Source organism: Ruegeria sp. BC5, from assembly GCF_056539205.1.
The window spans coordinates 1-25,799 of record NZ_JBQFUN010000012.1 but is presented as its reverse complement, the minus strand read 5'-3'; the positions used below and the strand labels follow the sequence as shown (position 1 = coordinate 25,799).

25 protein-coding genes are annotated in these 25,799 nt (G+C 59.7%); 5 read left to right on the top strand and 20 right to left on the bottom strand.

Features of this window, described 5'->3' with window-relative positions; translation table 11 throughout:
• Positions 1 to 52: 52 nt before the first annotated feature.
• The 15 genes from ACR0LY_RS19685 to ACR0LY_RS19615 all read right to left on the bottom strand — a co-directional run bounded on the left by ACR0LY_RS19685 (position 53) and on the right by ACR0LY_RS19615 (position 14,705).
• Positions 53 to 748 carry an RraA family protein gene (locus ACR0LY_RS19685; protein WP_170349491.1) on the bottom strand — a complete coding sequence of 232 codons (696 nt, stop codon included), beginning with the start codon at positions 746 to 748 and terminating at the stop codon, positions 53 to 55.
• Positions 745 to 1,440 (bottom strand): alpha/beta fold hydrolase, encoded by a 696-nt coding sequence (locus ACR0LY_RS19680; protein WP_170349492.1) that lies wholly within the window; start codon positions 1,438 to 1,440, stop codon positions 745 to 747. Before ACR0LY_RS19680 ends, ACR0LY_RS19685 begins: the two co-directional genes overlap by 4 nt.
• Positions 1,437 to 2,561: a cobalamin-independent methionine synthase II family protein gene (locus ACR0LY_RS19675; protein WP_170349493.1), complete on the bottom strand. Its 1,125-nt coding sequence runs from the start codon at positions 2,559 to 2,561 to the stop codon at positions 1,437 to 1,439. Before ACR0LY_RS19675 ends, ACR0LY_RS19680 begins: the two co-directional genes overlap by 4 nt.
• 10 nt (positions 2,562 to 2,571) lie before the next feature.
• Positions 2,572 to 3,183, bottom strand: coding sequence for a class I SAM-dependent DNA methyltransferase (locus ACR0LY_RS19670; protein WP_170349494.1), 612 nt, complete (start codon positions 3,181 to 3,183; stop codon positions 2,572 to 2,574).
• Entirely contained in the window at positions 3,171 to 4,130 is a 960-nt protein-coding gene (locus tag ACR0LY_RS19665; protein ID WP_170349495.1) for a cupin domain-containing protein, read from the bottom strand. The genes ACR0LY_RS19670 and ACR0LY_RS19665 overlap by 13 nt, the downstream gene beginning before the upstream one ends.
• 153 nt (positions 4,131 to 4,283) lie before the next feature.
• Positions 4,284 to 5,273, bottom strand: coding sequence for a nuclear transport factor 2 family protein (locus tag ACR0LY_RS19660; protein WP_170349496.1), 990 nt, complete (start codon positions 5,271 to 5,273; stop codon positions 4,284 to 4,286).
• Entirely contained in the window at positions 5,270 to 6,313 is a 1,044-nt protein-coding gene (locus tag ACR0LY_RS19655; protein ID WP_217354048.1) for a LacI family DNA-binding transcriptional regulator, read from the bottom strand. The genes ACR0LY_RS19660 and ACR0LY_RS19655 overlap by 4 nt, the downstream gene beginning before the upstream one ends.
• On the bottom strand, positions 6,313 to 7,077 hold the full coding sequence (locus ACR0LY_RS19650) for an SDR family NAD(P)-dependent oxidoreductase (RefSeq protein ID WP_170349498.1): 765 nt from the start codon (positions 7,075 to 7,077) through the stop codon (positions 6,313 to 6,315). The genes ACR0LY_RS19655 and ACR0LY_RS19650 overlap by 1 nt, the downstream gene beginning before the upstream one ends.
• Complete coding sequence (locus tag ACR0LY_RS19645; protein WP_170349499.1) at positions 7,077 to 8,129, bottom strand: ester cyclase; 1,053 nt, start codon at positions 8,127 to 8,129, stop codon at positions 7,077 to 7,079. Before ACR0LY_RS19645 ends, ACR0LY_RS19650 begins: the two co-directional genes overlap by 1 nt.
• Positions 8,126 to 9,457: a histidinol dehydrogenase gene (gene hisD / locus ACR0LY_RS19640; RefSeq protein ID WP_170349500.1), complete on the bottom strand. Its 1,332-nt coding sequence runs from the start codon at positions 9,455 to 9,457 to the stop codon at positions 8,126 to 8,128. Before hisD ends, ACR0LY_RS19645 begins: the two co-directional genes overlap by 4 nt.
• Before the next feature lie 11 nt (positions 9,458 to 9,468).
• The gene (locus ACR0LY_RS19635) at positions 9,469 to 9,999 is read right to left on the bottom strand and encodes an ester cyclase (protein ID WP_170349501.1); all 531 of its coding nucleotides are present in this window, start codon (positions 9,997 to 9,999) and stop codon (positions 9,469 to 9,471) included.
• 126 nt (positions 10,000 to 10,125) lie between these two features.
• Positions 10,126 to 11,280, bottom strand: a complete 1,155-nt coding sequence (locus tag ACR0LY_RS19630) for a carbohydrate ABC transporter permease (protein WP_170349502.1) — start codon at positions 11,278 to 11,280, stop codon at positions 10,126 to 10,128.
• A 1-nt stretch (position 11,281) separates the two neighbouring features.
• On the bottom strand, positions 11,282 to 12,304 hold the full coding sequence (locus ACR0LY_RS19625; protein WP_170349503.1) for a carbohydrate ABC transporter permease: 1,023 nt from the start codon (positions 12,302 to 12,304) through the stop codon (positions 11,282 to 11,284).
• Positions 12,305 to 12,371: 67 nt separating this feature from the next.
• Positions 12,372 to 13,583 carry an ABC transporter substrate-binding protein gene (locus ACR0LY_RS19620; protein ID WP_170349504.1) on the bottom strand — a complete coding sequence of 404 codons (1,212 nt, stop codon included), beginning with the start codon at positions 13,581 to 13,583 and terminating at the stop codon, positions 12,372 to 12,374.
• A 48-nt stretch (positions 13,584 to 13,631) separates the two neighbouring features.
• Positions 13,632 to 14,705, bottom strand: a complete 1,074-nt coding sequence (locus ACR0LY_RS19615; RefSeq protein WP_170349505.1) for an ABC transporter ATP-binding protein — start codon at positions 14,703 to 14,705, stop codon at positions 13,632 to 13,634.
• 164 nt (positions 14,706 to 14,869) lie between these two features.
• Between ACR0LY_RS19615 and ACR0LY_RS19610 the strand changes: the two genes are divergently transcribed.
• Positions 14,870 to 15,868, top strand: a complete 999-nt coding sequence (locus tag ACR0LY_RS19610) for an ester cyclase (protein ID WP_170349506.1) — start codon at positions 14,870 to 14,872, stop codon at positions 15,866 to 15,868.
• The gene (locus ACR0LY_RS19605; RefSeq protein ID WP_170349507.1) at positions 15,865 to 16,728 is read left to right on the top strand and encodes an amidohydrolase family protein; all 864 of its coding nucleotides are present in this window, start codon (positions 15,865 to 15,867) and stop codon (positions 16,726 to 16,728) included. Before ACR0LY_RS19610 ends, ACR0LY_RS19605 begins: the two co-directional genes overlap by 4 nt.
• Before the next feature lie 139 nt (positions 16,729 to 16,867).
• Here ACR0LY_RS19605 and ACR0LY_RS19600 read toward each other — a convergent pair whose 3' ends face one another.
• From ACR0LY_RS19600 to ACR0LY_RS19590, 3 genes are all read right to left on the bottom strand, one after another.
• The gene (locus ACR0LY_RS19600) at positions 16,868 to 18,406 is read right to left on the bottom strand and encodes a tripartite tricarboxylate transporter permease (RefSeq protein WP_170349508.1); all 1,539 of its coding nucleotides are present in this window, start codon (positions 18,404 to 18,406) and stop codon (positions 16,868 to 16,870) included.
• Between the two features lie 10 nt (positions 18,407 to 18,416).
• Complete coding sequence (locus ACR0LY_RS19595) at positions 18,417 to 18,848, bottom strand: tripartite tricarboxylate transporter TctB family protein (RefSeq protein WP_170349509.1); 432 nt, start codon at positions 18,846 to 18,848, stop codon at positions 18,417 to 18,419.
• A 73-nt stretch (positions 18,849 to 18,921) separates the two neighbouring features.
• A complete protein-coding gene (locus ACR0LY_RS19590) occupies positions 18,922 to 19,890 on the bottom strand; it encodes a Bug family tripartite tricarboxylate transporter substrate binding protein (RefSeq protein ID WP_170349510.1) in 969 nt (322 codons plus the stop codon).
• 152 nt (positions 19,891 to 20,042) lie between these two features.
• Here ACR0LY_RS19590 and ACR0LY_RS19585 point away from each other — a divergent pair, with 152 nt between their 5' ends.
• From ACR0LY_RS19585 to ACR0LY_RS19575, 3 genes are read left to right on the top strand one after another with little or no spacing between them, the layout of a single operon-like run.
• On the top strand, positions 20,043 to 20,714 hold the full coding sequence (locus ACR0LY_RS19585; RefSeq protein ID WP_170349511.1) for a response regulator transcription factor: 672 nt from the start codon (positions 20,043 to 20,045) through the stop codon (positions 20,712 to 20,714).
• Entirely contained in the window at positions 20,707 to 22,104 is a 1,398-nt protein-coding gene (locus tag ACR0LY_RS19580; protein WP_170349512.1) for a sensor histidine kinase, read from the top strand. The genes ACR0LY_RS19585 and ACR0LY_RS19580 overlap by 8 nt, the downstream gene beginning before the upstream one ends.
• The gene (locus ACR0LY_RS19575) at positions 22,101 to 23,135 is read left to right on the top strand and encodes an ABC transporter substrate-binding protein (RefSeq protein ID WP_170349513.1); all 1,035 of its coding nucleotides are present in this window, start codon (positions 22,101 to 22,103) and stop codon (positions 23,133 to 23,135) included. Before ACR0LY_RS19580 ends, ACR0LY_RS19575 begins: the two co-directional genes overlap by 4 nt.
• A 4-nt stretch (positions 23,136 to 23,139) precedes the next feature.
• Here the strand turns inward: ACR0LY_RS19575 and ACR0LY_RS19570 are convergent, their stop codons facing one another.
• Together ACR0LY_RS19570 and ACR0LY_RS19565 are read right to left on the bottom strand one after the other, a co-directional pair.
• Positions 23,140 to 24,681, bottom strand: coding sequence for a heme biosynthesis protein HemY (locus tag ACR0LY_RS19570; RefSeq protein ID WP_170349514.1), 1,542 nt, complete (start codon positions 24,679 to 24,681; stop codon positions 23,140 to 23,142).
• Between the two features lie 10 nt (positions 24,682 to 24,691).
• Positions 24,692 to 25,799, bottom strand: a 1,108-nt coding sequence (locus ACR0LY_RS19565; RefSeq protein WP_480567595.1) for a COG4223 family protein, incomplete at its 5' end; no start/stop codon positions are given.

Genomic DNA, 25,799 nt, shown 5'->3' with positions numbered 1-25,799 from the left:
CATACCAACGACGGTTTAGAGCCCTCCGTTTGAACGGGTCAAGCTTACCCTGTCAGACCCGGGATTTTTCGAACTTTTCCCAAGCGGATTGAAACGCATTGAAATCAAACCCCGGCTGTTCGGCAGCGTCGAGGACGATGCGTTCGGTGGACAGCAATTTCTGGATTGCGCCCTCTAGTTGGTCAACAACATCTTCTGGTATCACCAGCGCTCCGTGCTGATCGGCATGGATCAGATCACCAGGATTGACCGAAAGACCAAAGATCGAGACCGGCGTATCGACCGCGCGCACGTGGACAAAACCATGGCTTGGCCCGACCGATCCGGCAACCACCGGGAACCCCTGTGGCAGATCGCCAAGGTCGCGCATGACACCGTTGGTCAGCGCGCCGGACATGCCGAACCCCTTGTGTACGGTGGTGTTGATCTCACCCCAATAGGCACCGATACAGTTGGGGAAATCGACATCCTCGATCACCGCAACCGAGGGTGCGGGACCTTCGGCCATGTATTTGTAATAGTCCATCCGGCGTTCCCTGATGACCTCGGGCGCCTCGGACGGAGGCTGCACAGCGGCGATCTTTGCCGTACGGGCGTAGCCCACGATCGCAGGTTCCGACGGGGCCGAACACAGCATGGTGCCGCGCGAGAAGCCGTCAAATCCGCGCTTGCCCTGCGCCACCTCGATGGCGTTGCAGACGGTGGGGGTGTCAACCTTGCGCAACAGGGTCAGAAGGGAAGGTGTCATGGGGCCTCCAGCCAGCGGATCAGGGCCGCTGTTGTGTCATTGGGTTGTTCCAGAGTGGGCAGGTGCCCTGCCTCTTCGATGATTTGTAACGTGCTGTTGGGCAGAAGGTCGTGCATCAACTGGTGTCGCTCGACCGGGCACAGGCCATCCTCGCGCCCACACATCACCAGTGAGGGGCCCGTGTAGACAGCCAGTGTTTCGGTCTGGTCCGGGCGATCCATCAAAGCGCGGGATTGGCGAAGGAATACGTCCGGACCCAGATCAACGGCCATCGCCATGCATAGGTCCAGAATGGCCCCCTGATGCGGACCGTCGGCCAGGTAATTGGGCTTCATCTCGTCGCGCATCACCTGCCGCAACTGACCTTCCTGAACGGCCTTCATCTGCGGCCCACGCCGGGCTTTGACATCGGGCTTTTCGGCCAACGGATTGGTGTCCATCAACGCCAACCGTTCAACGCGATCCGGGGCTTCCCGCACCACCTCCATCGCAACGATGCCGCCCATCGACAGGCCGGCCAGCGCAAAGACCGACGGTGCGTTTGACAAGATTTCGGCTGCCATCTCCTGAACACTGTCCTGCGTCACCAGAGGGAAGGTCATCAGCGGCCGTGACCCGGACAACGCAGCGATCTGCGGCTGAAACAACCGAGCATCACACATCATACCCGGCAAAAGAACCAGCGGTGTCATGCCGAGGCCAGTATTGCACCCTCGGACAATGCCGTCAGCTTGGCATAGGCAATATCGGGATCCACCGCGCCAAATCCTGCAAAGGTGCCAAACCCACAATCACTGCCTGCGATCACCCGATCGGCACCGACGATATTGGTAAACCGCGTGATCCGCTGCGCCACTAATTCAGGGTGTTCGACAAAATTGGTGGTGGTGTCGACCACACCGGGAACCAGAACCTTGTCGTCCGGAATCTCGGAATTACGGTCGCGGAACACGGTCCATTCATGGGCGTGGCGCGGGTTCGAGGTTTCAAACAGCACGTAGCGGGATTTGGTCGCCATCAGAGTGCTGAACACCTTATCCATGGCGATGTCACAACAATGTGGCCCTTCGTAATTGCCCCAGCAGATATGCACCCGCACCCGGTCCTGCGGAACATTCTGCAGCGCGTGGTTCAGGGCCTCGACATGCATGTCGGCGATCTTGACGAACTCTTCATCGGTCAGGTCGGTGAACAGCATGTGCCGCGACAGGGCCAGATCAGGGCAATCCAGCTGCAAATCCAACCCGGCGGCCACGATGGTTTCGTATTCCTCCTTCATCGCATCGGCCAGCGCGGCCAGATAAGCCTCACGCGTGGGGTAGAAATCGTTCTGCAGAAACAGCGAGATGACCCCTGGTGAGGCGGCATTCATAAAGCCCTGCCCGGCCCCGTGCTGCGCCATCGCAGCCTTGAGGTTGGCGATGTCCTTCTCAAGCTCACCCTGCCCTTTCGACCGCACCTCGCCGGTACATTGAGGCCGCGCGTATTGGGGCGTACCGCCATCATCAGCCAGCCGTTGCAGAAAACCGGGGAACATCTTCAGATCGGCGGGCGCATTGCGCGGGCTATCGCCTGAAAACCCGGTGTAACGGTCCTTGACATAGGTGGCATAAGAAATCTTTGAGGTCTCGCCATCGCTGACAATATCCACACCGGCCTCGATCTGCTTGCGCACGGTCTCTGCCACGGCGTTAGTCATGCAGGCGTCAAATGCGGCGGGGTCAAAGGGTTCCTCCCGCTCGCGCGCAAAAATGAAATCCACCACGTCCTGAGTTCGTGGCAAGGATCCGACATGTGTTGTCTTTACGGTCATGAAACCTCCATTAATTCTTGCGTGCCATCAGTACTGTGTGGCTTTGGGTCTCCGGATCCTTGGCTAGAAATCCGGTCATGATCATCCCGTTTTCTTCAAGGCAGGTGGCGTAACCGGCGGGTGAGAGAGAGGCGTGATACACGGGTTCGCCGCCAACAGTTCCCTGTTCCTCGCCCGCGCTGGGGCCAACGGTCAGCATCAACATTCCGCCCTCGCGCAGATGGCGGGCCATCCGGGCGATGCAGTCTTTCTGCTCGTCCGCGGTCAGATGGAAAAAGCTGTTCCAGGCGACAATACCATCAAAGCTCTGGTCCAGTTCGAAATTACGCATGTCGGCCTGCCGCCAGTCTCCATCAGGCCAACGGCTATGGGCGATCTCAAGCATGGCCTCGGAAAAATCGACACCTGTGACGGTGAACCCTTCGGCCTTGAACCATCGGGCAATGGGCTCACCGGTGCCGCAGCCCAGATCAAGGACGTGATCGCCGGGCTTCAGACTGGCGGTGAAGCGCGCCAGCCAGCGCGCTTCGAACAAAGCCCGCGAGCGTTGCTCGTCATAGGCTTTGGCCTGCCGTTCATAAACGGCGTGGGTATCGTTCGGATCGACGGTCATCCGACCCATGTGGCTCCGGCGGGGTCATCGGTCGCCGTGATGCGGTACAGGCCTGCCTGCCCGGTCATGGACGGCGCGACGGTGTAAGCCTCACCCGGCATCACCAGCGCGGTATCACCGTTGGACAATGTGACCTCATATCCGTCTACGGTGATACGCCAATGGCCGCTGGCCGGCATCAGAACCACAGGCTTTTCAGCTTTGACCGGATCATTCACAGCCGAACCACGGGTCAGGAAATCAATCTCGAACCCCGGCTTGTCCTTGATAAGACCGGTCTCACCAATCACCAGCGCAGGTTTTTCAGCGCCCAGCGCCATCAGGTCCCAATAGCGGGCGACGTATTTGCCGATCACCGCGTCGACCGGCACCTCGGGATAGGCTTGCAACTCTGCTTCGTTCAACAAGGACATCGGCCGGACATTGTGGGGCAGTTCCTGACCCTTTTTGCTGTCGTAAAGCACACCGTTGTCGCCCAGCATCAGACCATGCGCCTGTGCGTCCTCGATCACCTGCGGCGCCCACGTGACACCGCCACCGGCATCATCGCCACCGAGGATCGACATGATCATGCCGTAGTCCTGACCGACATTCTCGAACCCGCGGAAGATACCGGTGGGAATGTTGAAGATATCCCCCTCTTCGGCAATGAATTCTCCGGCCGTGCCATAGCGTCCCCAGAAGAACCGCCAGCGGCCTTTCGCGACAAAGAACACCTCGGCCGTGGTGTGGCTGTGCAGCGAGTTTCGGCATTTCGGCGGCTGACCCGCCGCGCCGATGTTAAAGCCGATCTTGTCGATGATGTGGACGTGCTGATCGGGCGATTCCGACACGCCGCCACCGATGATGGTAAAGTTCTCTTTCTGATCGCTGCCCGGAGTGTGAGCGTCGATAAAGGCAGTTTTACAGGGTTGCAGCTCGCCATAACGGACGATGCGTTGTTGAATGGTACTCATGACGGTGTCTCCTTGGATTTTGGGGGAAAGATGGGATCAATTCCCGCCCCCCGGAGGCCGATTGTTCAGACGTCGTGCGCGCAGCGACGCACGATGGGTATGATAGCGCCGTGCAGTCTGGCTGGCGTTCAGGGATGAGACCATCGCGGTCACCTAGCCCTCTCCACCCTGCAGCAGGATCTGTTTCCAGACCGAAGTTTCGTCGAACAGCGTGTACTCGCGCCGCAGCTGTGGCTGACCGCCGATCAGCGCACCAAACTCAGCATGGCTGATCCCCAGAACATAGACCTGCGCGCCGGTTGGGGCACCAAATGCACCCCAGCCATCATGTTTACCCCACAGGCTCCAGCGCACGGCAGCACGGGGCGGCATGTTCGGATCATCGCGACCAATCTGGTGTTCAACCTTGAATTCCGCATTGGGGAAGCTGGCCCGCAGACCCATCCAGAACCGATCCACCGCATCCCAGCCATGGCCAGTGACACCGCCGACATATTCCGATTGCACGGCGCGGTCATACTCGGCCTCGATCACGCCCATATCGGCATTCATGATCTTGGTCAGGATATAGGCATAGCGCTGACCCCATTCATTGTCATTGCCCTTGCCTTTATAAGGGCCGGGCTGGTCGGTTTCTGGCGTCAGCGGTTTGACGCAGTTCTCTGGCCCACCCTCGCGCGCGATCAGGTCGGCAGCGTATTCCTTGGGATCCCAGCCCATCTGCCGGACGATGGCACCCTGATCGCGGATCAACCATTCATCGTCGATCTGATTATCTTTGGCGTGACAGTCGGCCAGAATCCGATAGCGCAGCTTTGTGCCGGTCGGCTTGCCATACACCCCTTCGGCCAAATGCGTCGCGGTGGAGATAATCCGATGCGAGCTTAACATCCCCTCTTCCGGCGTGCCGGACCAGATCACATCCTCGCCCAACAGCTGCCGATCCGGAAACTCAGCCAGTGTTGCCATGGTGGCGCCGATGACGTTCTGATTGCCCAGAACCACAGATCCGGGCGAGCGAACGACGATATCCTTGCTGTAATAGTCATGCAGCGTGGCGATGCCCCGGTCTTCCCAAATTTCCTTGGTGATACCGATAATGTAGTCGGGAAAATCCCGGAACTTCGGATCGAAGCCTTTCATATGTCTGTCCTTTGTGGGGTCCACCCTTTTGGCAACCGGGCCGAGGTACGTACAATCAGCGGCCCGTCTATGGCCACCTTGCGCGCCGCGGCGGTTGCCGGGTTTTCGATATGATCCAAAAGCGCGTCTACGGTTTCAGAAACCATCAGATTGGCCCGCTGTCGGATCGTCGTGAGGTTATAGGCAAGCCACCCAGCCTGCGGGACATCATCATACCCGATCACCGAGACATCTTCGGGCACACGCAGGCCAAGCTCAAAGCGGATGACATCCATGACGGCCAGCGCCATATGATCATTTGCCACGAACACGGCATCAGGCCTGTCATCCGGTGCAACATCAAACATGCGACGTGCAGCCGTTCGGGCATTTTCCGTGTGAAACTCACCCACACCATGGGCAAACACGGTCTCACCGGCCTCAGCCAATGCCGCCCGGAACCCGGCCTCGCGGTCACGCTGGGTCGAGGCACCCTGCCAACCCGCGATGTAAGCAATGCGACTGTGGCCAGCGGCAACCAGGAACTCGGCCACCTTGCGGCCACCGGCATAATTGTCCGACGTGACCGACGTGATCCCGTCCAGGTCCTGACTTCGGTTGAACAGCACCACGGGTACACCCGCCTGCTGACAGCGCGTTGCAATATCTGACGACATCGCAACCGAGGCCAAAACAACGCCATCCACCTGATAGTCGAGGATTTCCTCCATCACGTCATCAATGTTACCCGCCGTGCGAGAGGCCATGAAGATCAGCACGTGATACCCCTGTTCTTGCAGGGCGTTGGACAGTTTCTCAAGCGCTTCGGGATAGAAGTAGTTGTCCAGATAGGCGACCACCAGACCGATGATACGGCTTTTGCCCGACACCATTGCGCGCGCCAGAACATTGGGTCGATACCCCAGCTCTGCCGCCGCCTTGCGCACCTTTTCTTCAGTCTTTTTGCTGACCGAGGCACCCGGCGTGAACACCCGGCTAACCGCCGACTGACTGACGCCTGCCAGTTGCGCAACCTGAAGGGATGTGACTTTTTCTGCCATCAATCCGCTGTCCACCCCCCGTCAATCAACATCGAAGTTCCGGTCACCAAAGCCGAGGCGTCCGAGGCCAGATAGGTCACCGCGCCCATGATGTCTTCGACTTCACCGACACGGTCCAGCTTGATCTTCTCCATGATCCAGGCGGCGCGCTCGGGGTCATCGAAGGTGGCTTGCGTCAAGGGTGTGCGAATGAAGGTCGGGCAGACCGTGTTGATGCGGATGCGCTGCTTTCCCCATTCGATTGCCATGGCTTTGACCATACCCTCAAGCCCGTGCTTGGTGGCACAATACAGCGCCCGATCGACCCCGCCGACATGGCCCATCTGGCTTGAGATATGGATGATCGAGCCCGGCCTGCCCGTCGCCATCAATACCTTGGCCGCATAGGCCGACAGGAAATAAGCCGACCGCAGATTTACATCTGTGACCGCATCGAAATCCTCGGGCGTGGTGTCGATCGCCGCGCTGTGGCGCGCGGTTCCGGCGGAATTCACCACGACGTCAAAGACGCGCCCATCAAACAGCTTCTGCAGGGCATTCAAATCGCCCTGATCCACAACCGCAGCTTCGGCCGACCAGCCCTGCGCCTGCAACGCCGCGACGGTTTCAGCCAGCCGGTCTGCCCCACGCGCGGCGCAGACCACATGCGCCCCGGCCTCGGCCAAGGCCACCGCACAGCCCTGTCCAATCCCCGAGGACGCGCCGGTCACAAGGGCGGTTTTGCCGTTCAGCGAAAACGAAGGGGTGCGGGGCAGGTCAGTCATCAGCTCATTCCATCAGGCGTTTCAATGCGGCCCAGATTCCGGGCCTTGTTGAATTCACGCAGACGGGCGAAAACGTCAACGCCAAGCTGGCGGTAGGCATCCAGAAGATCGACCAGCACCCAGTTTTCGCGTATGCGCCCGTTTTCCAATCGCCAGAAATCCAGACTGCACATGGTGATTTTCTTGCCCGAAGGCGCAATCCCCATCCATCCGTCATGGGTAACCGTCTGGATCATGTTCGGCCAGCCGGTCACAGCCGCATACTCGCCATCACCAAAGAAATGATAAGTGATGTCGTCCACATACTGCCCGCGATCCGGCATGCCGTTCAGGAACGGAATCTGATGCCAGTTGCGAAACCCTGCGTAACCGCGCCCGGTGCCGATGCCCGAAGGCCCGTACCAGTTCATGCGTGGATGCCAGAACCGCTCCATCTCCATCACTTCGGGGCCACCTTGTGACGGGTGTTTTTTCAAGTGTTCCAGCATGTCGATAATGTGTTGGCACGTCGCCTTGCCCTTGGCCGCATCGTAAGGTCCGGGCACGAACCCGTCCTGAGTGGCTGGTCCGGGCACATGCCATTCACGGCCAAGGCTGGGGGCCATCGGCCAGGCGTTGGCCTGCATCATCACCTCAGGGATGTCCCAGAGCGCCTGAACCTCGACGACCTGTCCGTCCACGAAACGATAGAATTCGTGAAACCGCATGGTGACCTGATGGCCCGTCGGTGGGATATCCAGCCAAGGCCCGGTGAAGGTACCGGTGTAATACCCCCCGCACCCGACCCAATCCGCGCCGTTTTCGTCCGGCCCGGCCATGACGATATAGTCGCGACGCTCCAGATCGGGCCATGCGTCCAGCAGGTCCTTATAGGCGAAGTCGTAATATGCATCGCTGCCGATACTGTCACCAAAGGGATGGCATAGGTGGAACACTGCATCCGATGTCGTGACCTCAGCCAGCGCCTTGCGGACGCCGGCTTCGGAAAAGTCATACATCGCGGCCCTTAGCAAAGCGATCAGGGCCTTATGCTGTGTGTGCTTGTCGCTCATTCAGCGGCATCCCGATACGGTGCGGGCTTGCCGTAAGGCACGTTGATACCGCCATAGCGGCGCACCCGCACGTTGCACTGTTCAGCATGGCCCACAAAACCTTCAAGCATGCACAGGCGCGACCCATATTCGCCAATCAACGTCGCCGCCTCGTCGGTCAGAACCTTTTGATAGCTATGCGTTTTCAGATACTTACCCACCCAAAGACCGCCAGTATAGCGCCCGGCTTTCTTCGTTGGCAGGGTGTGGTTTGTTCCGATCACCTTATCCCCGTTCGAGACATTGGTGCGCGGACCAAGAAACAACGCGCCATAGCAGGTCATGTTCTCAAGGAACCAATCATCCCTATCTGTCATCACCTGCACATGTTCGGATGCGATATCATCGGCGACCTGCAGCATCTCATCATATGTGTCGCAAACGATCACTTCGCCATATTCGTCCCACGATACTTTCGCGGTGCCTGCCGTGGGTAGGATTCCCAGCAGACGGTCGACCTCGGCCATCGTATCCTCGGCCAGTTTGCGCGAGTTGGTCAGCAGCACGCAAGGACTGTTATAGCCGTGTTCCGCCTGACCCAGCAGGTCGGTCGCGCAGAGTTCCGCATCGGCGGCAGTCTCGTCGGCGATGACCATGGTCTCGGTCGGGCCAGCGAACAGGTCAATGCCGACACGGCCGAACAGTTGCCGCTTGGCTTCGGCCACAAAGGCGTTGCCCGGACCGACCAGCATATGCACGGGGTCAATCGTTTCGGTGCCCAGCGCCATCGCGCCGATGGCCTGAATGCCGCCCATGACATAGATCTCATGGGCGCCGCCCAGATGCATCGCGGCAATCACCGCTGCGTTCGGCTTGCCATTGAACGGAGGTGTACAGGCGATGATGCGCGGCACGCCCGCCACCGAAGCCGTCGCCACCGACATATGCGCCGAGGCGACCATCGGGAATTTGCCACCGGGCACATAGCATCCCACCGACTGCACGGGGATGTTCTTGTGGCCCAGAATGACGCCGGGCAGGGTTTCGACCTCGATATCCACCATGGAATCGCGCTGCGCTTGCGCAAAGTTGCGCACCTGTTCCTGCGCGAATTTGATATCGGCCAGTTCACGGTCGGTCAGTTGCCCGATGAGGTCGTCAATGTCCTGCTGAGACAGGCGGAACGACGGGGGCGAATAGTTGTCGAACTTTTCGCTCAGCTCGCGCACGGCCACATCGCCACGGGTTTCGATGTCTTTCAGGGTCGCTTCGACCACAGCGCGGGTTTTGGCGTCATCTTCGGCCCGGTCAGCATCAGATTTACCGCGTTTGAGATACTCGATTGTCATGTTTCCAATCCTCAGTTTTCCGGCCGGGGCGCTACTTTTTCACCCCGGTCAAAAGCTTCCCAGCCTTCCCCGTTGAACAGATCGACACCCAGCTGCGCCGCGACATGTGCGAAATCGACGTTCACCCAGTTGTCGACGACCTTGCCATCGACCACTTTCCAGAAATCCATGTACCGGATCTCGACCCGTTTGCCGGTGGGGGCGATGCCCAGAAACTCACCGGAATGGGTCGCCTCTTGGCGGCCAAACGCTGCGGCCCATTCGCCCATATACAGGCGGGCCTCATCAATGCAGGTCTTGTCCGAGAACGCGGCCTGAAACGGGCGCTGCCAGTTGTCCTGAAACTCTTGCAGGCCGGTCTTGGTGCCACAGCCCTGATTGCCCATCCAGCGAAAGCCCTGGGCAAAGAACTCGCCAATGTCATCAATGCGGTGGTCATTCAGGCCATCGACCATGGTTTCGATCACGCGGCGCGTGTCTTCGGTTTTGTCCAGGTCCGTGTCGCGGGTTAGAACCGCTTGTTCGGGGCGGGAACCTTTCATCTTTTTATCCTTTCAGGTTGCCGAGGGAGGGATTGGGTCAAGAAACCCCAATGCTTAGAAAATCCCTGGGCATCCTGTTCAGCGCCGGGTGGCGCGACAGGGCGTTATGGCGTGCGTTCTTGCTCATTACCCTTTCACCGCTCCGGCGGTCAGACCGCTGACGATCTGGCGCTGGAAGATCAGAACAAGAAAGATCAGCGGCGCGGTGATCGATACGGCGGCTGCCACAGCGACCACCTGATCGGTTGTCGTGGTCTCGCGGTTGAACATGCCGACAATGGCGGGAACCATGGTCTGGTTCTGCGCATCCAGCAGCAGCGACGTGACGAGGATGTCGTTATACGCCAGCAGAAAGCTGAACAGCCCGGTGGTGATCACGCCCGGCCACATCACCGGCATGATCACGCGTCGGAACGCCTGGAAGTGATTGCAGCCATCAACGCGCGCGGCCTCATCCAGTTCGGCCGGGATATTCTGGAAGAATGACCGCAGCATCCAGATCGTAAAAGGCTGGTTGATCGCCACCAGCACCGCAATCACGGCAAATGGCTTACCGTACAGCGTCGGTGCGTTTTCCCCCAGGATCGGCGCCAACCATTCGGATGAGCTGATGAAGACCGGCAGATAGCTGGCCACCAGCGCCGAGGGCGGCAGCGCGCGGAAGATCAGCGCGACGATCAGCAGCCAGAACGCCAGAGTCGAACCCGACCGTGCCAGCCCGTAACCCGCCAGTGTCCCGACCGACAGCGACAGAACAACAACCCCCGTGGTTACGATCAGCGAGTTCTTGAAGTTGTTCGAAAACCCTCGGTCGATCCAAACGGTTTTATAGTGTTCGGTCGTCAGCCCCAATATGTCCCGCCCCAGAGGGCCAAAGAGCGGGTTCAGTATGCTCAGAATGGCAGGCAGGATCACGAAGAATACGATCAGAAAGGCCACCACGGTGGCCAGAATGCCAATCACCCAGCCAAACCACTCCTGACCTTCTTTGGAATAGGCTTTGATCATCCCAGGCATCTTTTTGGTCACCAGAGCAATCGTGCCCCAGATCACCCCGATCCCCAGAATGATATCCAGCAGCGAAATCCCCTTGCCATTGGCCAGCGTCGCCGGTCCGAAGATCACGTTCAACGCGTTGCCGTCAAAGGCATCGACCGGGGATTTGAAACTCATCACCGTGATCCAGAAGATCGGGAAGATGGCGACTATGCACCAGAAGGCCAGGAAGATGTTTGAAGTCAGCCGCAGGCTGAGCGGTTGGCGAAGCGCGCGCGAGGACATGTCAGTGACCTCCTTTGTGATCGCGCCATGTCCGGCGCAGCGGGAAGATAAGAAGGATGGCAATGCCGATCATGGTCAGCATGGCGCTGGCCGAGGCCCGGCTGATCGAACGGTTGCCCGCCTGATCAGGCACCAGGAAGTCATAGGTCAGCCATTGTAGTGAGATGACATAGCCTTGGCTGGCGAAACCGACGATCTCTTCGAACACCCGATAGCTGTCCATCAAGTGGATCATCGACACAAAGATGATCAGCGGCATCAGATGCGGGATGACGATGTATTTCATCCGCTGCCACCGGGTTGCGCCGTCAATCACAGCACTTTCCAGGCTGTCCTGATTGACCGTTTGCAAACCGGCATAAAACACGATGGCGGCAAAGGGGGCGACGTGCCAGACGCGGTACAGCATCATCAGCACCTCAATTGTCCAGGCCTGCGCAAACAGCGCGATATCGCGGTTCAACCACCACTCCAGCAGCGCCGTCAGGATACCGTCGCCGCGAAACAGCCAGTTGACCGACAGCACCCCGATCACCGGGGTAATGATGAAGGGCAACAGCGAAATAAAGATAACCGGCCCTTTTATCGCCTGCGCGGCATTGTTGATCAAAACGGCGATCCCCAGCCCGCAGACGATGACCAGCGGCAGGGTGATCAGCGTGAAAGTCAGCGTGAACCGCAGCGCTTTCCAGAAGTTGATGGTGGACAACACATTCCAGCTGCCCTCGCTGATCGCGCGCCATGCACGTTCAGGCTCCAGCACGTTGCGATAGCTTTCCAGCCCGACATACTGGGTCTGCATGATGACCTTACCCTCTTCGTCGAGTTGGGGTTGCGAAACCGTCTCGGTCACACAGGTCTGGGTCAGAAAGCCGGGGGTGCAGGTTTCAACTTCAACCGTCTCATAGATCGGTTGGGTGACATAGAAACTCTGCTTGAACACGCTGATCAGCGGGAACGCGATAAAGAGAAGCATCATAAAGACAGAGGGGCCAACAAAGGCGGCAAATGTCCGGAAATTCATGGCTCTGCCTTTCTCATGGTTCTCAAAGGGAAGAGTGCAGGAGGACCGAGGCCCTCCCGCGGGAGGATCAGTTGTTGATCAAACCGGCTTCTTTGGCGGCGGTGATGTAATCCGCCTCGATATCGGCCAGTGTGGTTTGCGCGTCCTTGGCGCCGGTCATGAAATCAGCCAGACCGTTGCCCAATGCTGTGTGCATGATGCCCATCGGGCCCGAAGCCGGGTATGCCTTGGCCCCGGCTTGGGCCGATGCAGCCGCACCGGCGGCCAGTTCACCTGCCTTGTAGGCCGGGTTCAGCCAGACGGCAGCGTCATTGTTGGCACTGACCATTTCCTCATCCATGCCTTCAAGCATGACGCGGAAGGCGGCGTCAGCCTCTTCATCGCTCATGTTCGAGGCCAGAACGAAACCGTCCCACCAGATCGTGGTGGCCGGTGCAGCCGAGCCCATCGGAGCCGCCGACATGGTAACCTTGCCCACCACCTGGCTTTCGGCTTCGTCATTCATTGCAGCGGCGCGGCTGGCCCACAGGTTTGCCATGGCAATCTTGCCCTGCTGGAACTGCTGCTGAACGTAAGTTGAATCCGAGACCAGATATTCCGGATCCATATAATCGGTCATGGCCTTCAGGGTTTCCAACGCCTTAACGCCCTGCTCGTTATTGATCGCAGGCATGTTGCCGTCGCCAAAGAAAGATCCGCCTTCACCCATATACATGTTGATGAATTCCTGACCGAGGTTCCAACCGGTCTTGAAGGTGCCGCCGATCGGGTATTCCATAACACCCGCATCTTTGATCTTGGCGGCGGCGGCCAGAACGTCATCATAGGTTGCGGGCTCGGCAATACCCAGGTCGGCCAGAACGTCGTTGCGGTACATCATGTGCTGCGCATTCACCATCATGGCAATTGCCATGGTCTTGCCATCCACCTTGATCAGCTGGTTTGGCAGCAGGTTCTGTCCGTATTTCTCGACCAGATCGTCCAGCGGCCGGATCGTGCCTGCATTCAGCAACGGGATCAGAGTCGTGTTCGACACCCCACCGATCTGATAGAGCGACGGGCTGGCGGCAAAAGCCTCAGGCTGTTTCTCGCGGAATTCCTGGTCCAGCGAGGCATTGAAATTGCCGCATTCGGCCATCGCATCGGTGACGGCTTTCCAGGCCTCGAAACCAGCCGAGAGCGATTTGAGCGGTACGTCATTTTCAAACGAACAGGCAGCCCATGTGCCACTTGCCGCGATGGACATGGCACCTGCCATGAGGATCGTCTTGAGTTTCATGCGTTTCTCCCTGTCAGGATCGGTCCGTCGTCGACGTCCGGACCGGTGTTAAGCCCGTATGGGCTGTTCGTGGGGTTGTTCCCCGATCCGCGCACCGCTTCCAGCTTCGAAGAGGTGACAGATTTCTTTGGGCACCGAGAACGAGACGGGATCTCCAATCTCGGCGCGGAAGGCTTTGTCGGCTTTGACCGATACCAGCGCACCGCCGACCCGGACCGAGATCATGGTCGCATCGCCCAGCAGTTCCAGCGTGTAGATCGGTGCGGTGATTTCGCCCTGCCCTTCGGCAAGGCCAGCATCTTCAGCGCGGAAGCCCAATGTCATCGGACCGTCCGGTGCGTCGACCGGAATGGCTACATGTTCGGCGCGGAACACACCGCCCGAAACCTCGCCATCCATCAGGTTCATCGCCGGTGAGCCGATAAAGCTGGCCACAAAAGTATTGGCGGGCCGGTCGTAAATATCGGTCGGGCTGCCGACCTGCTGCACCACGCCTTGTTTCATCACAACAACTCGGTCGGCCAACGTCATCGCCTCGATCTGGTCGTGGGTCACGTAGATGGTTGTCACCGCCAGTTCGTGGCTGAGGTTCTTAATCTGAGCTCGGGTCGAAACACGCAGCTTGGCATCCAGGTTCGACAACGGCTCGTCCATCAGGAACACGTTCGGTTCCCGTACGATGGCGCGGGCCAGCGCCACACGTTGCCGCTGACCACCTGACAATTCGGCGGGTTTGCGGTGCAAGAAATCGTCCAGTTCCACCATCGCGCTGGCCCGACGCACCTTGTCGTCATGGGTCGACGGGTCGATGCCGCGCACTTTCAAAGGAAAGCGGATGTTTTCGTAGACGTTCATGTTGGGATAGAGCGCGTAGCTCTGGAACACCATCGCCACATCGCGGTCCTTGGGCTCCAGATCGTTGACCACCTTGCCATCGACCAGAATTTCGCCCTCGGTGACGTCCTCAAGACCGGCGATCATGCGCATCGTGGTGGTCTTGCCACAGCCCGAGGGGCCCAGCAGAACCAGAAATTCGCGATCCGCGATGGTCAGGTCGAAATTGTGGACCCCAATGAATGACCCCCAGCGCTTGCCGACGTTGCGCAATTGAATTTCCGCCATGGTGCCCCCTGAAAGGATTCGTTTGCATACGTTTGCAAAACAGTAATTCGCATATATCAAATCAGGCAAGACTTTTTTGCATACGTATGCAAAAATACGCGAAACCACCGAGTCGAATTCGCGGAATAGACCCCGCAAAACACTGATAAAGAACGGAAAGCACCGTGAGTTTTCAAACTGAAAAAAAGCTGATCCTGTCCTTCCATGACGCGCTTAGCCGCGCTAATGGGGATGAGTTGGCCACCGTCATGAAGCAGTATTGCGCACCGAATCTGGTGTGGCGCGGATTTCACCCGTTCGACGAAATCGCAGGCCCTGACGCGGTGGCGCGCAGGTTCTGGCAGCCGCTGAAACACAGTCTGACCCATCTACAACGCCGACAGGATATCTTTTTCGCGGGCCGAAATTCTTTGACCGAAGGGGGGGTCTGGGTGGTGTCGATGGGGCACCTCATGGGTCTGTTCGACGCGCCATGGCTGGGCATCCGCCCCACTGGCAAGATGGCCCTTCTGCGGTATTGCGAATTTCACAAAGTTGCAGATGGCAAGATTTCCGAAACCGCAATGTTTTTCGACATTCCGCACCTGATGGTTCAGGCAGGTCAGAACCCCTTTCCGCCACCGACCGCAGCGCATCTGGTGCAACCCGGACCTATGACACATGACGGCATTCTGACCGAAGATCAGCCCGCCGACGAAGGTCACAAGACGCTGGAGGTCATCAACGCCATGATCGCGGACCTTGGGCAGTGGGACAGCGGCTTGTCCCTGACGGATGAGCTGGCGCAAACCTGGCACGAGGACATGATCTGGTGGGGGCCCGAAGGGATCGGTGCCACCTACACAATCGCGCGTTACGCGCAACAGCATTCCGGCCCGTTTCGCGCGGCCTTCACCGAACGCTCAAAGACCCAACATATCTGCCGCATGGCCGAGGGGCACTATGGCGGCTTTTTCGGCTGGCCCAATTTCACCGCCGTGCCCACGGGCGGTTTCATGGGGATGCCCGCCACCGGAAAGGCGGCTGAGTTTCGGGTGATCGACATCTATCGCCGCGCGGGTGACAAGCTGGCCGAGAACTGGATCTTCATCGATCTTTTGCATTTCTGGAAACAACAGGGCGTCGATATTCTAGCCCGCACAACCGGGATTGAAACACCATGAGGATTGATGCGCATCACCATTTGTGGGACCTGACCGCGGTGCATTATCCGTGGTTGATGGAAAAAGGCGCGGTGCGATTCTTCGGTGACCCCAGCCCCATTCAGCGGAACTATCTGCTGCCCGAGTTCCGAGCTGACGCTCAAGGATTTTCCGCCTCGGTCCATATCCAGGTAGGTGCGGCCGATCCCTGGGCCGAGGCGCAATGGGTCCAGTCTGTTGCCGATCAAAATCCCGATTGGCCACTGGTCCAGGTTGCCTTTTGTGATCTGACTGCACAGGACGTAACCGCGCAACTGGATCGTTTGCAATCCCTGCCCTCTGTGCGTGGGGTGCGTCAGATCATCGGCCGCGCCCCGGGCGAGGATCAACTGTCCGGCACAAACGACCTGCTGGACAATCCAAGGTTTCTGGACGGGTTGAAACAACTGGGCGACCGCGGACTGTCATTTGACCTGCAATTGCTGCCAGAATTGATGGAGCAGACCGCCGTCGTTCTGGCGCGGGCCCCTGCGACGCGGGTGGCGCTGTGCCATGCAGGGTCACCCCATGACCGGTCGGAACGGGGGTTGCAACAGTGGGCGCAAGCGCTGCATCACCTCTCGGCGTTGCCGCAGGTGACATGCAAGCTGTCCGGTCTTGGCATGTTCGATCACAACTGGAGCGCCGACCGCGTGCGGCCCATCGTGGACACATGCCTGACCCAATTCGGGCCCCATCGGTGCATGTTCGGGTCGAACTTCCCGGTCGACAGCCTGTCTTCCACCTATGCGGCTTTGATTGAAAGGCACGGCGCGCTGGTTCCCGAGCAAGACCACGATCTTGTCTTCGGAGGCACAGCGCGCCAGTTCTATCGCATCTAAGCAATCAGGGTCAGAACCGGCTGCATATGGGTTCCAACGACGCCTCAGCTCGGCATCCCCAACTACAATTCAGGCGAATTACCAAACCGAAAGACCCTGGGACGGCGCCGCCTACACGTGATAGGCGACGCCTGATTCATCAATCGCTGATCGCGCCTTCTTCATCGCGGCGCTGGTGCATCTTGGCTTTGACCCGTGCGCCCACGATCAGGGGCAGAACAAAGCCGATGATGGCAATGGTCCACAGCGCGATGGACAACGGGCTGTCGATCAGGGTCCACCAGTTGCCGTTGTCGATGGTCACCGCTCGACGCAGGTTGTTTTCCATCGAGTTGCCCAAAAGCGTGCCCAAGATAACCGGCACCAGCGGTACGTCCAGCTTGCGCAGAACCCACCCCATGACACCGAACCCGATCATCACCAGCAGATCAAAGCTGGAGCCCGAAATGCCATAGATACCCACAAAACTGACCATCGCCACGACGGGCATCAGGATGCGCGACGGCACCATCAGAACCCGAGTGAACAGGCCCACCATCGGGATATTCATAGCCAGCAGCATAAAGTTCGCGATGAACAGCGCCGCGATCAAACCCCAGACCACATCCGGGTTCTGCGTGAACAGCAGCGGCCCCGGCGTGATGTTCAGCGCCAGCAGGACCGCCAACAGCACGGCCGTGGTTCCCGAACCCGGTACGCCCAGCGCCAGCATTGGTACCAGAGCACCCCCGGCAGCGGCGTTGTTCCCGGCCTCGGGCGCAGCCACACCGCGCGGATCACCGGTGCCAAAGGTGTTTTCCTTGTCGACCAGCCGCTTTTCCATCGAATAGGAAATGAACGAGCCCAACGAAGCGCCTGCGCCCGGCAAAACCCCGGCTATAAAGCCCAGGAAAGAGGTGCGCAGCATGGTCGGTGTGCATTTCCTGACCATCGACATCGGCGGGTAAAGCCGACCGATATTCAGCTTGCGCCCCTCGGCATCCGATCCGCCGTGGCGGTGTTCAAGAAAGATGAACACTTCGGACAAGGCGAACAAGCCGACGATGGCGACTAGAAAATCCAACCCGTCATACAGATGCACCTCGCCAAAGGTGAACCGCGGCACGCCGGTTTGTGTGTCGACACCAATGGTTGCCAGCCCAAGTCCCAATGCGGCGGCAAATGCCGATTTCGCCTGATTGGTCGACGACACGCCGCCCAACGTCATAAAGGCCAGCGCGAACAGGGCGAAATATTCCGCCGGTCCAAACAACAGCGCGATCTTCACCAGCTGCGGTGCCAGAAAGATCAGGCCCCAAGTGGCCAGAAACGCCCCAACAAACGACGCGATGCCGGACAGCGACAGCGCCTCACCTGCGAACCCTTTTTTGGCCATCGGATGCCCGTCCAGACAGGTCATCATCGCGGGCTCATCCCCGGGGATATTCAATAGAATGGATGAAATCCGTCCCCCATACATTGCACCGTAATAGACGCTGGTCAGCAGGATCAGCGAGGGTGTCGCCCCCAGACCTAGCGTGAACGCCAGCGGGATCAGAATGGCCACACCATTGGACGGGCCCAGACCGGGCAACGCACCCATGATTGTACCCAGAAAACAGCCCAGCAGGGCCAGCATCAGGTTCTGCCATGTCAGCGCGATGGCGAAACCGTCCCCAAGGGATGCTAATGTTTCCATGCCCCTCTCCTCAGAAGCCCAGCGGGCCGCGGGCCAGTGACAGGCCCAGAACCAGATGGAAAATAACGTAGATACCTATGGATGTGCCGACGCCAACCAACACGCTTTCCAGCGGCCCGGCCCCCAGACGCCAGGCCAGATAGGTGGCGGCAAAGGCGGTGGCGATGACAAATCCCACAACGGGCAGCAATTCGGCGTAAAGGATCATCATGACCACGGCCGCGCCGATCTCAACCAGACGGTCCAGCGCGGGCCATTCGGGTTCGGTATCAGGGCGCAGGGCGATGACGATGCTCGACAGGCCCAGAATGGCAGCAATGATCAGCGGGAAGGCCTTGGGCCCGACGGCGTCAGACAGAAAGCTTTCCTCGATCGCCAGTGCGGAAAAGGCAAATCCGATGGCAAGTAGCAGTCCGACGACCCCGAAGATACGGTCACTCATCGGTGTCTCCTATAGTTCGGGTAAATGATTTGGATCCGGGCACAGCCAGGCGCCCGGATCACAGTGAGTGGTGTTATTTGATGATCCCGATCTCTTTCGAGATGGTCTGGATCTGACCCACGGATTCAGCCACGAAGTTCTGGAAATCTGCGCCTTGCAGGTCCAGCGGTGCCAGACCGTTGGCGGCCATCACCTCTTTCCATTCATCTGAAGCGTAGAGATCACCGATCTTGCCGACCCAGTCGCCATAGGCGTCATCGGTCATGCCACCGGGGGCATAGAAGCCACGCCAGTTGGCGCCGATCGCGTCAATGCCCTGTTCCTTGGCGGTCGGGAAATCGGCGAATTCGCCGGGCAGACGTTCGGGTGCCAGCACCGCGATCACCTTGATGTCGCCCGAGTCTACGAAACCCTTGGCCTCGGAGATATCGCCGGTAAAGGCCTGAACCGACCCGGCCAGCAGCTGGGTCACGGCCTCACCACCACCGTCAAAGGCGATGTATTTGACCGAGCGCACATCGTCGATGCCATATGCATTGGCCGCGATCAGAACCTTCAGGTGATCCCAACCGCCCACGGCCGAGCCACCCGCAACCGACACGGCGGTTGGGTCGGCTTTGATCTGGTCTAGCAATTCAGGCAGCGTGTTGACCGGGCTATCTGCCGCAACGGCAATCACGCCGTAATCCGCGCCGATGGCCGCCAGCCACCGCACCTGATCCATGGTATTGCCGGGGTAAGCCCCCTGCGCCAGACGGGTGGCAGTGGCCGCACTGGCCGCCACGATCAGCTCATTATCCTCGCCGCGCTTGTTCACCACCTCGGCAAAAGCAACACCGCCGCCGCCACCGGCAAGGTTCACCACTTGCATGGTCTGGTCGATCAGGCCCAGATCCTGCAGCGATTTACCCACCTGACGACAGGTGAAATCCCATCCGCCACCGGGGTTGGCCGGGGCGATACATTCCTGCGCGCTAGCCGCTACGCCGGACAGGGCAAAGACAGCAGCCGCAATCGCGCCACTGGTTCCAAACAGTTTCATTCGTGTCTCCTCCTCTGGTCTTTTTGGACTGCGCGTGCAGCCGAAACCGATCCCCGCAGGACACAAGGCCCGTCCTTGCAGGTTGAATCTGTTTACCGAATAATGCTGTCACGAACCTGTCAGGGTTCAGGCGTTCGCCTTGGGGAGGGGTCATGCGCGTATTGATGATCGAAGATGCCGAAGATCTGGCCGAAGGTGTCATGGCCCATCTCGCCCGGTCCGGTGTCGTATGTGATCTGGCCACAACCGTCGAAGCCGCCGGTGATTTTCGTGCAGTCCAAACCTATGACGCCATATTACTGGATATCAATCTACCCGATGGGTCCGGGTTGAGTTTCCTAAGCAAGATCCGCGCTGCAGGTGACCGTATCCCTGTGCTGATGCTGACCGCGCTGACCTCGGTCGAAGATCGGATCGCCGCGCTGGACAAGGGGGCCGACGACTATCTGGGCAAGCCCTTCGACCAGCGCGAGCTTGAGGCCCGGTTGCGCGCCCTGGTTCGTCGCGACGCCGACCGAAAATCCGAGCAGATCACGCTGGGCCCGCTGATCTATGCCCCCAAGGACCGCAGCGCCGCGCTGGAGGGCAAACGCCTGAACCTGACTGCGCGCGAGGCCGCTGTGCTGGACGCACTGATCCGGCATGAGGGGCAATTCCTGTCGAAAACCCGGCTGTACGATTCGCTTTACGGGTTCGAGGATGCCGATGTCGGCGAAAACGCGATTGAGCTGTATATCGCCCGCCTGCGCAAAAAGTTCACCGGCAGTACGGTCAGCATCACCACCCGGCGTGGTGTCGGATACCGGATCGGTCTGGATGGCTAAGCTGCACCTGCCCCACAGCCTGACTGCCCGTGTTCTCAGCGCGGTGATGCTGATTTTGATACTGGGCGGCTGCCTTGTCGCTTTGTCGATCTGGGCCAATGGCAGATTGGCGGCGCGGCAGGCTTATGACAGGCTTTTGCTTGGCGCCGCCAGCGACATCGCCGAATCCGTGCGGATTCAGGACGGCGTACCCGTCGTAGACCTGCCGGTTTCCGCCTTTCAACTGCTGGCGCAAGCCCCTGAAGATCGGATTTTCTATGCGGTTCAAGTACCAGATGGCCCTTTTATCACCGGGTTGGACCGCGACACGGTGATCGACATACCGCAACAGCCTGGTGCTGCTCCGATCTATTTCGCCGCTGATCTGAACGGAGAACCTGCGCGCTTTGTCCGCCTGGCCCGCCTGTTTGCCGAACGCGAGTTTTCGGGCGAGGTGGAAATACTGGTCGGGCAGACCTTGCGCGCGCGTCAGATGATGACCGTTGGCCTGATGCGCGACGCCTTGCTGCCGATGGCGGTGGCGGGCGTTCTGTTGCTGGCGATGTCATGGATTGTCACCCGATCCGCCCTGCGCCCGCTTGAGGCCCTGTCCGAGGATCTGACCCGCCGCGATCCTCACGATCTGACCCCTATGGCCAGCGACGGCCTGCCGCGCGAACTGCAGGTGATGCTGAACGCGATGAACCGCTTTATGGGACGGCTGGACCGGCAGGTGGACACCATGCGCAACCTGATTGCCGACACGGCGCATCAGCTACGCACGCCGGTGGCGGCGATCCGGGTTCAGGCGGAAATTGCGCAGGATGATCCCGACCCCCCCGCCCGCAAACGGGCATTAGACCGGCTACTGGGCCGCACGCGATCGCTGGGCACTTTGCTGGACCAACTGCTGTCCCGTGCCATGGTGATCCACCGCATCGACAGTGCCCCGCGCCTTCCCGTTGATCTGCGCGAGGTGGCATTGGACGTGCTGGAACAAAGCGATCATGAGCTTGTCGCCCCCGGGGTCGAAGTGCGGCTGGAGATCGGAGAAAATCCCGTTCTGGTAAATGCCGATGCCTTTTCTCTGGCCGAAGCTGCCAAAAACCTGTTGGGCAATGCGCTGCGGCACGGGCAACCCCCGGTCAGCATTGGGGCTGCGCAAGAAAGTGGCCGTGCCGTATTGTGGGTGCGCGATCATGGGCCTGGCCCGGCCACCCCTGTCGCCGAACAAATCGGTGATCGGTTCAATCGTACCACCGGCTCGGGCGAGGACAGCAGCGGGCTGGGACTGTCCATCGTGAAATCGACAGCCGAGGCGTTTGACGGCAAGGTTGAAATGACTAGCGACAACATTGGCTTTCGCGCCGCACTCAGCTTTCCTGCCACGACCTCAAGGGGGGTGGAATGATCCGCGCTTTGATGACCTGCCTTCTGTTTGCCCTGCCCGGCCTTGCATGCGCGCAGGAGGCCACAGCCAGCTTCGGTGACGGAGCCGACCCGATGCTGATCCGTTCGACCACTGATATCGCCATCATCGCCCCGGTTCTTGAGCGGTTTGCCGACCAGAACCCCGACCTGCGGATCACGTATGAGCAATGGGGGTCAAACGCGCTGTTCCAGCACAGCCGGACGGTTTGTAAGAATGGTGAGAACCCGGCTGATGTGGTCTTTTCCTCGGCCATTCAGCAAATGGTCTGGCTGGTTAACGCCGCCTGCGGGCATCGTTACAGATCACCCCGAACCGAAGCCCTGCCCGCGGCCCGGCGTTGGCGGGATGAGCTGTGGGGGATCACCACGGAACCCGCGGTTATTGCTTATAACAAATCTCTGCTGTCAGATCAGGATGTTCCGCGCAACCGGTTTGCCCTGTTGGACGCCATGCGCACCCAGCCCGACCTGTTACGCGGGCGGGTGGCCACCTATGATATCGCCGCATCCGGGCTGGGGTACCTGTTTGCTTATGGCGACAGTCTTGAGGCCACGACATTCGGGTCCCTGATCGAGGGGTTTGCCCGCATCGACGCCGTGGCCACCTGTTGTTCCGCCGAAATCATCCGTGATGTGGCCGAGGGGCGGTTCTTGATCGCCTATAACGTTCTGGGCTCTTACGTAGCCAATGCCGATGCCCCCGGTGTGGGGGTGATCCTGCCCGAGGATTACACGCTGGTCCTATCCCGCGCCTTCATGATCCCGGCACAGGCGGAAAACAAGGATGCCGCCACCGGGTTTCTGGATTTCCTGCTGTCGCCTGAGGCACAAACCCTGCTGGCGGCCTCGGGCCTTGTCGCCCCGATGGACGCGGCTGAGACTGGCCTGAACCCTAGCGCCCGCCGATTTATCGCCCTGTCCCCAGCGCTGCTGGTGGCGCGCGATCAGAACCGTCGGGCCGAGCTGTTTAAACTCTGGAACGACGCATTCAACGTAGAAACTGCGCGTTAAGGCGTCAGGCCTGTTTTTCCACCACGGGTTCGACATCGGGCCGCACCGGTTCAACGTCAGGGCGGACAGGTTCGGCCTCCATCTCGATGATCTCGGGGGCCTCGGCCTCTTCGACCACGTCCTCTTCCGGCTCGGCTTCGGGCTCGGGTTCCGGCTCGACTTTGTCCTCCAGCGCGCCGACGATCAGCGGCAGCATATGCACACCAGTGGCCGTGGCGATCTCAGGCGTTTGCGGGGTCTGCCAACTGAGCGTGTCAAAGCTGCCGCAGTTCTGGCACACCGGTCCCCATTCGGGCTGGATGTCGTGGCAATTGTCGCAGACCCATTGCGGCCCGCGCGGCGCGTTCAGCGCCTTGGCCAGCCAGCCTTGCACAACAGCGTCCGAGGACCCTTCGCCCCGTTCTATCGCTGCCATCAGGGTATAGGCCCGCGCATCGGCCTGTTTTTCCACCACATCGCCCAGCGCGCGGCGGGCTTCAGGGAAGTCCTCGGCGACGATGTTCAACTCAGCCAGGATCAGGCGGGTTTCCAGGTTTTCGGGGTGGATACGGGTCAGGGCAGTGAACCGGGAGATCCGGGCCGCCGGTGTTTCATCCGGCGCAATCTCGGCAAAGGCATGGGCCAGATCGGGATGCGGTTGCACCTCCCAAGCCTTTTTCAGGATCTTGGTCGCAGCACGCGGCTTGCCCTTTTCAATATAGGCGCGCGCGGCCATCGCGGCGGCAGGCACCAGATCGGGTGACAGGCGGTTGGCCTCGATCGCGTGTTCCTGTTGTTCGACCGTGGCGCTGTCATCCAAAATGTCCTTGGCTTCGGACAGGGCCAGAACCGCGTCACGGCGCTTGAACACGTCGCGCGGTAGTTGGCCCGCCTTCAACTTGGCCGTCAGGGTTGATCGCGCTCCGGCCCAGTCCTGCGATTTGGTCTGCAGGCCCAGCAAAATATCTTGGGTTTCAGCGTGACGCGGTTTGATCGCCAGCGCCTTTTCAGCAAGCTTTCGGGCTGTGTCATCATCACCCTCGGCCAGTTTCTGCTTCATGATGCCGCGCACACCGACAAAGCGGGTGGCGTTATTGGTGACTAGTTTCTTGTAGGTCTCTGACGCCTTTTTCGTATCGCCATTCATCTCGGCAGCCTGTGCCACCAGCAGATTGGTCAGTTCCGGCTTGTTCAGCAGTTTCTCCGCCTTGGCGGCCTTGTTCATCGCCACGCGCCCCTCACCCGAGGCCAACGCCATCAGGCCATCCGCCAGCGCCTGATAACCGCGCTTCTCGCGGCTGCGGTCGAAATAGCGCGACAGGGCAGTTTCGTCGCCGTTGAGGAAATGCAATGTCGCGATCAGCAGGGTCAACAGCTTGAAGATCACCCAGATGGCCACCACAAGCACGCCCAGCGCGATCACCGATTGCAATGGCCCCAATGTAAATTCGGTGCCCGCAACGGTGATCTGCACGCCACCACTGGTTTCCATCAGGAACATGGCGCCCATGGCCAGCAGGCCGATAATCGCTACAAAAACAAGGATCTTTAACAATGACCACAGCATGGCAGGTCCTTCAGTTCGAGTTTACGCTGGATTGCAGCGCATTTGCGGCGTCCACGGCAGCCACACGTGTCTGGGCCGCCTGTTCCCAATCGGCCAATGCGGCCTGTGCCGTGTCGGGCAGAGATTTAAGCTCGCTCAGCGCGGTGGCGATATCCCCTTCGGACAGGGCTGCCTGTGCCCGTGACAGGACTGCGTCCGGGCCGTCACCATCTTGCGGCGTTACCGATCGCGCGCCGGTCTGCCGTTGCAGAAAAGCGACCAGCCCGGTTGTCTTGTCAGCATCGCGTGCATCGGCCAGCGCAGTGCGGGCCGCAGGCACAAAGGACTCGCGCAAGGCAGCAAGAGTTGCAACACCTTCCGTGGACGGTGTTGACAGGGCCTCTGGCACGTTCACGCCACCTGCCGTCAATTGGTCTACCAGGTCGTTATAAGGCTGGCCCGCCTCCAACTGCCCATGCACCTGAGACAGAACCGCGGCATTGGTCGCGGCCTGTGCCTTGACTGCGGCCTGCGCCTCAAGCGCTTGTGCATCCGAGACCATTTTCTCGACCTCAGCCCGCTGCGCGGTCAACGAGTCCTGCAGTTTCTTCAGTTCGGCCTCAAAGGCGGCCGACACCTCAGGCGAGGCGCCTTGCGTCAGGGCGCCGCTTTCCAGATCGTTCAGACGGCTGGCCAAGGGGTCAACCTTGCCAGCCAGCCCATCCAGGCTGGTTTTCAACGCCGCCAGATCCGAACTGAGCGGCGTGACCTGATCAGTCAGGGCCGCGATCTTGCTGTCTACGTCCGAACTGCCGGATTGGGATTCGGATAGGGATTTCGTCAGCGCTTCAATCTGACTGGCCTGGTCGCTCAACTTCGATTCAAGGGCTGTCAGCGCGTCAGACCGGCCCGAATTGAACATGCCCGCGCTGCCAGCGGCAAAGCCAATCGCCGCGGCAATTGCACCACCGATCAGGGCCGGGACAAAGCCGCCTCGCTTTTCTTCTTTGTGCGCCGCAGGCTCAGCGTGGGTCGGTTCCACGGCCATTTCGGCTTCGGCTTCGGCTTCGGCTTCGGCTTCGGCTTCGGCTTCGGCTTCGGCTTCGGCTTCGGCTTCGGCTTCGGCTTCGGCTTCGGCT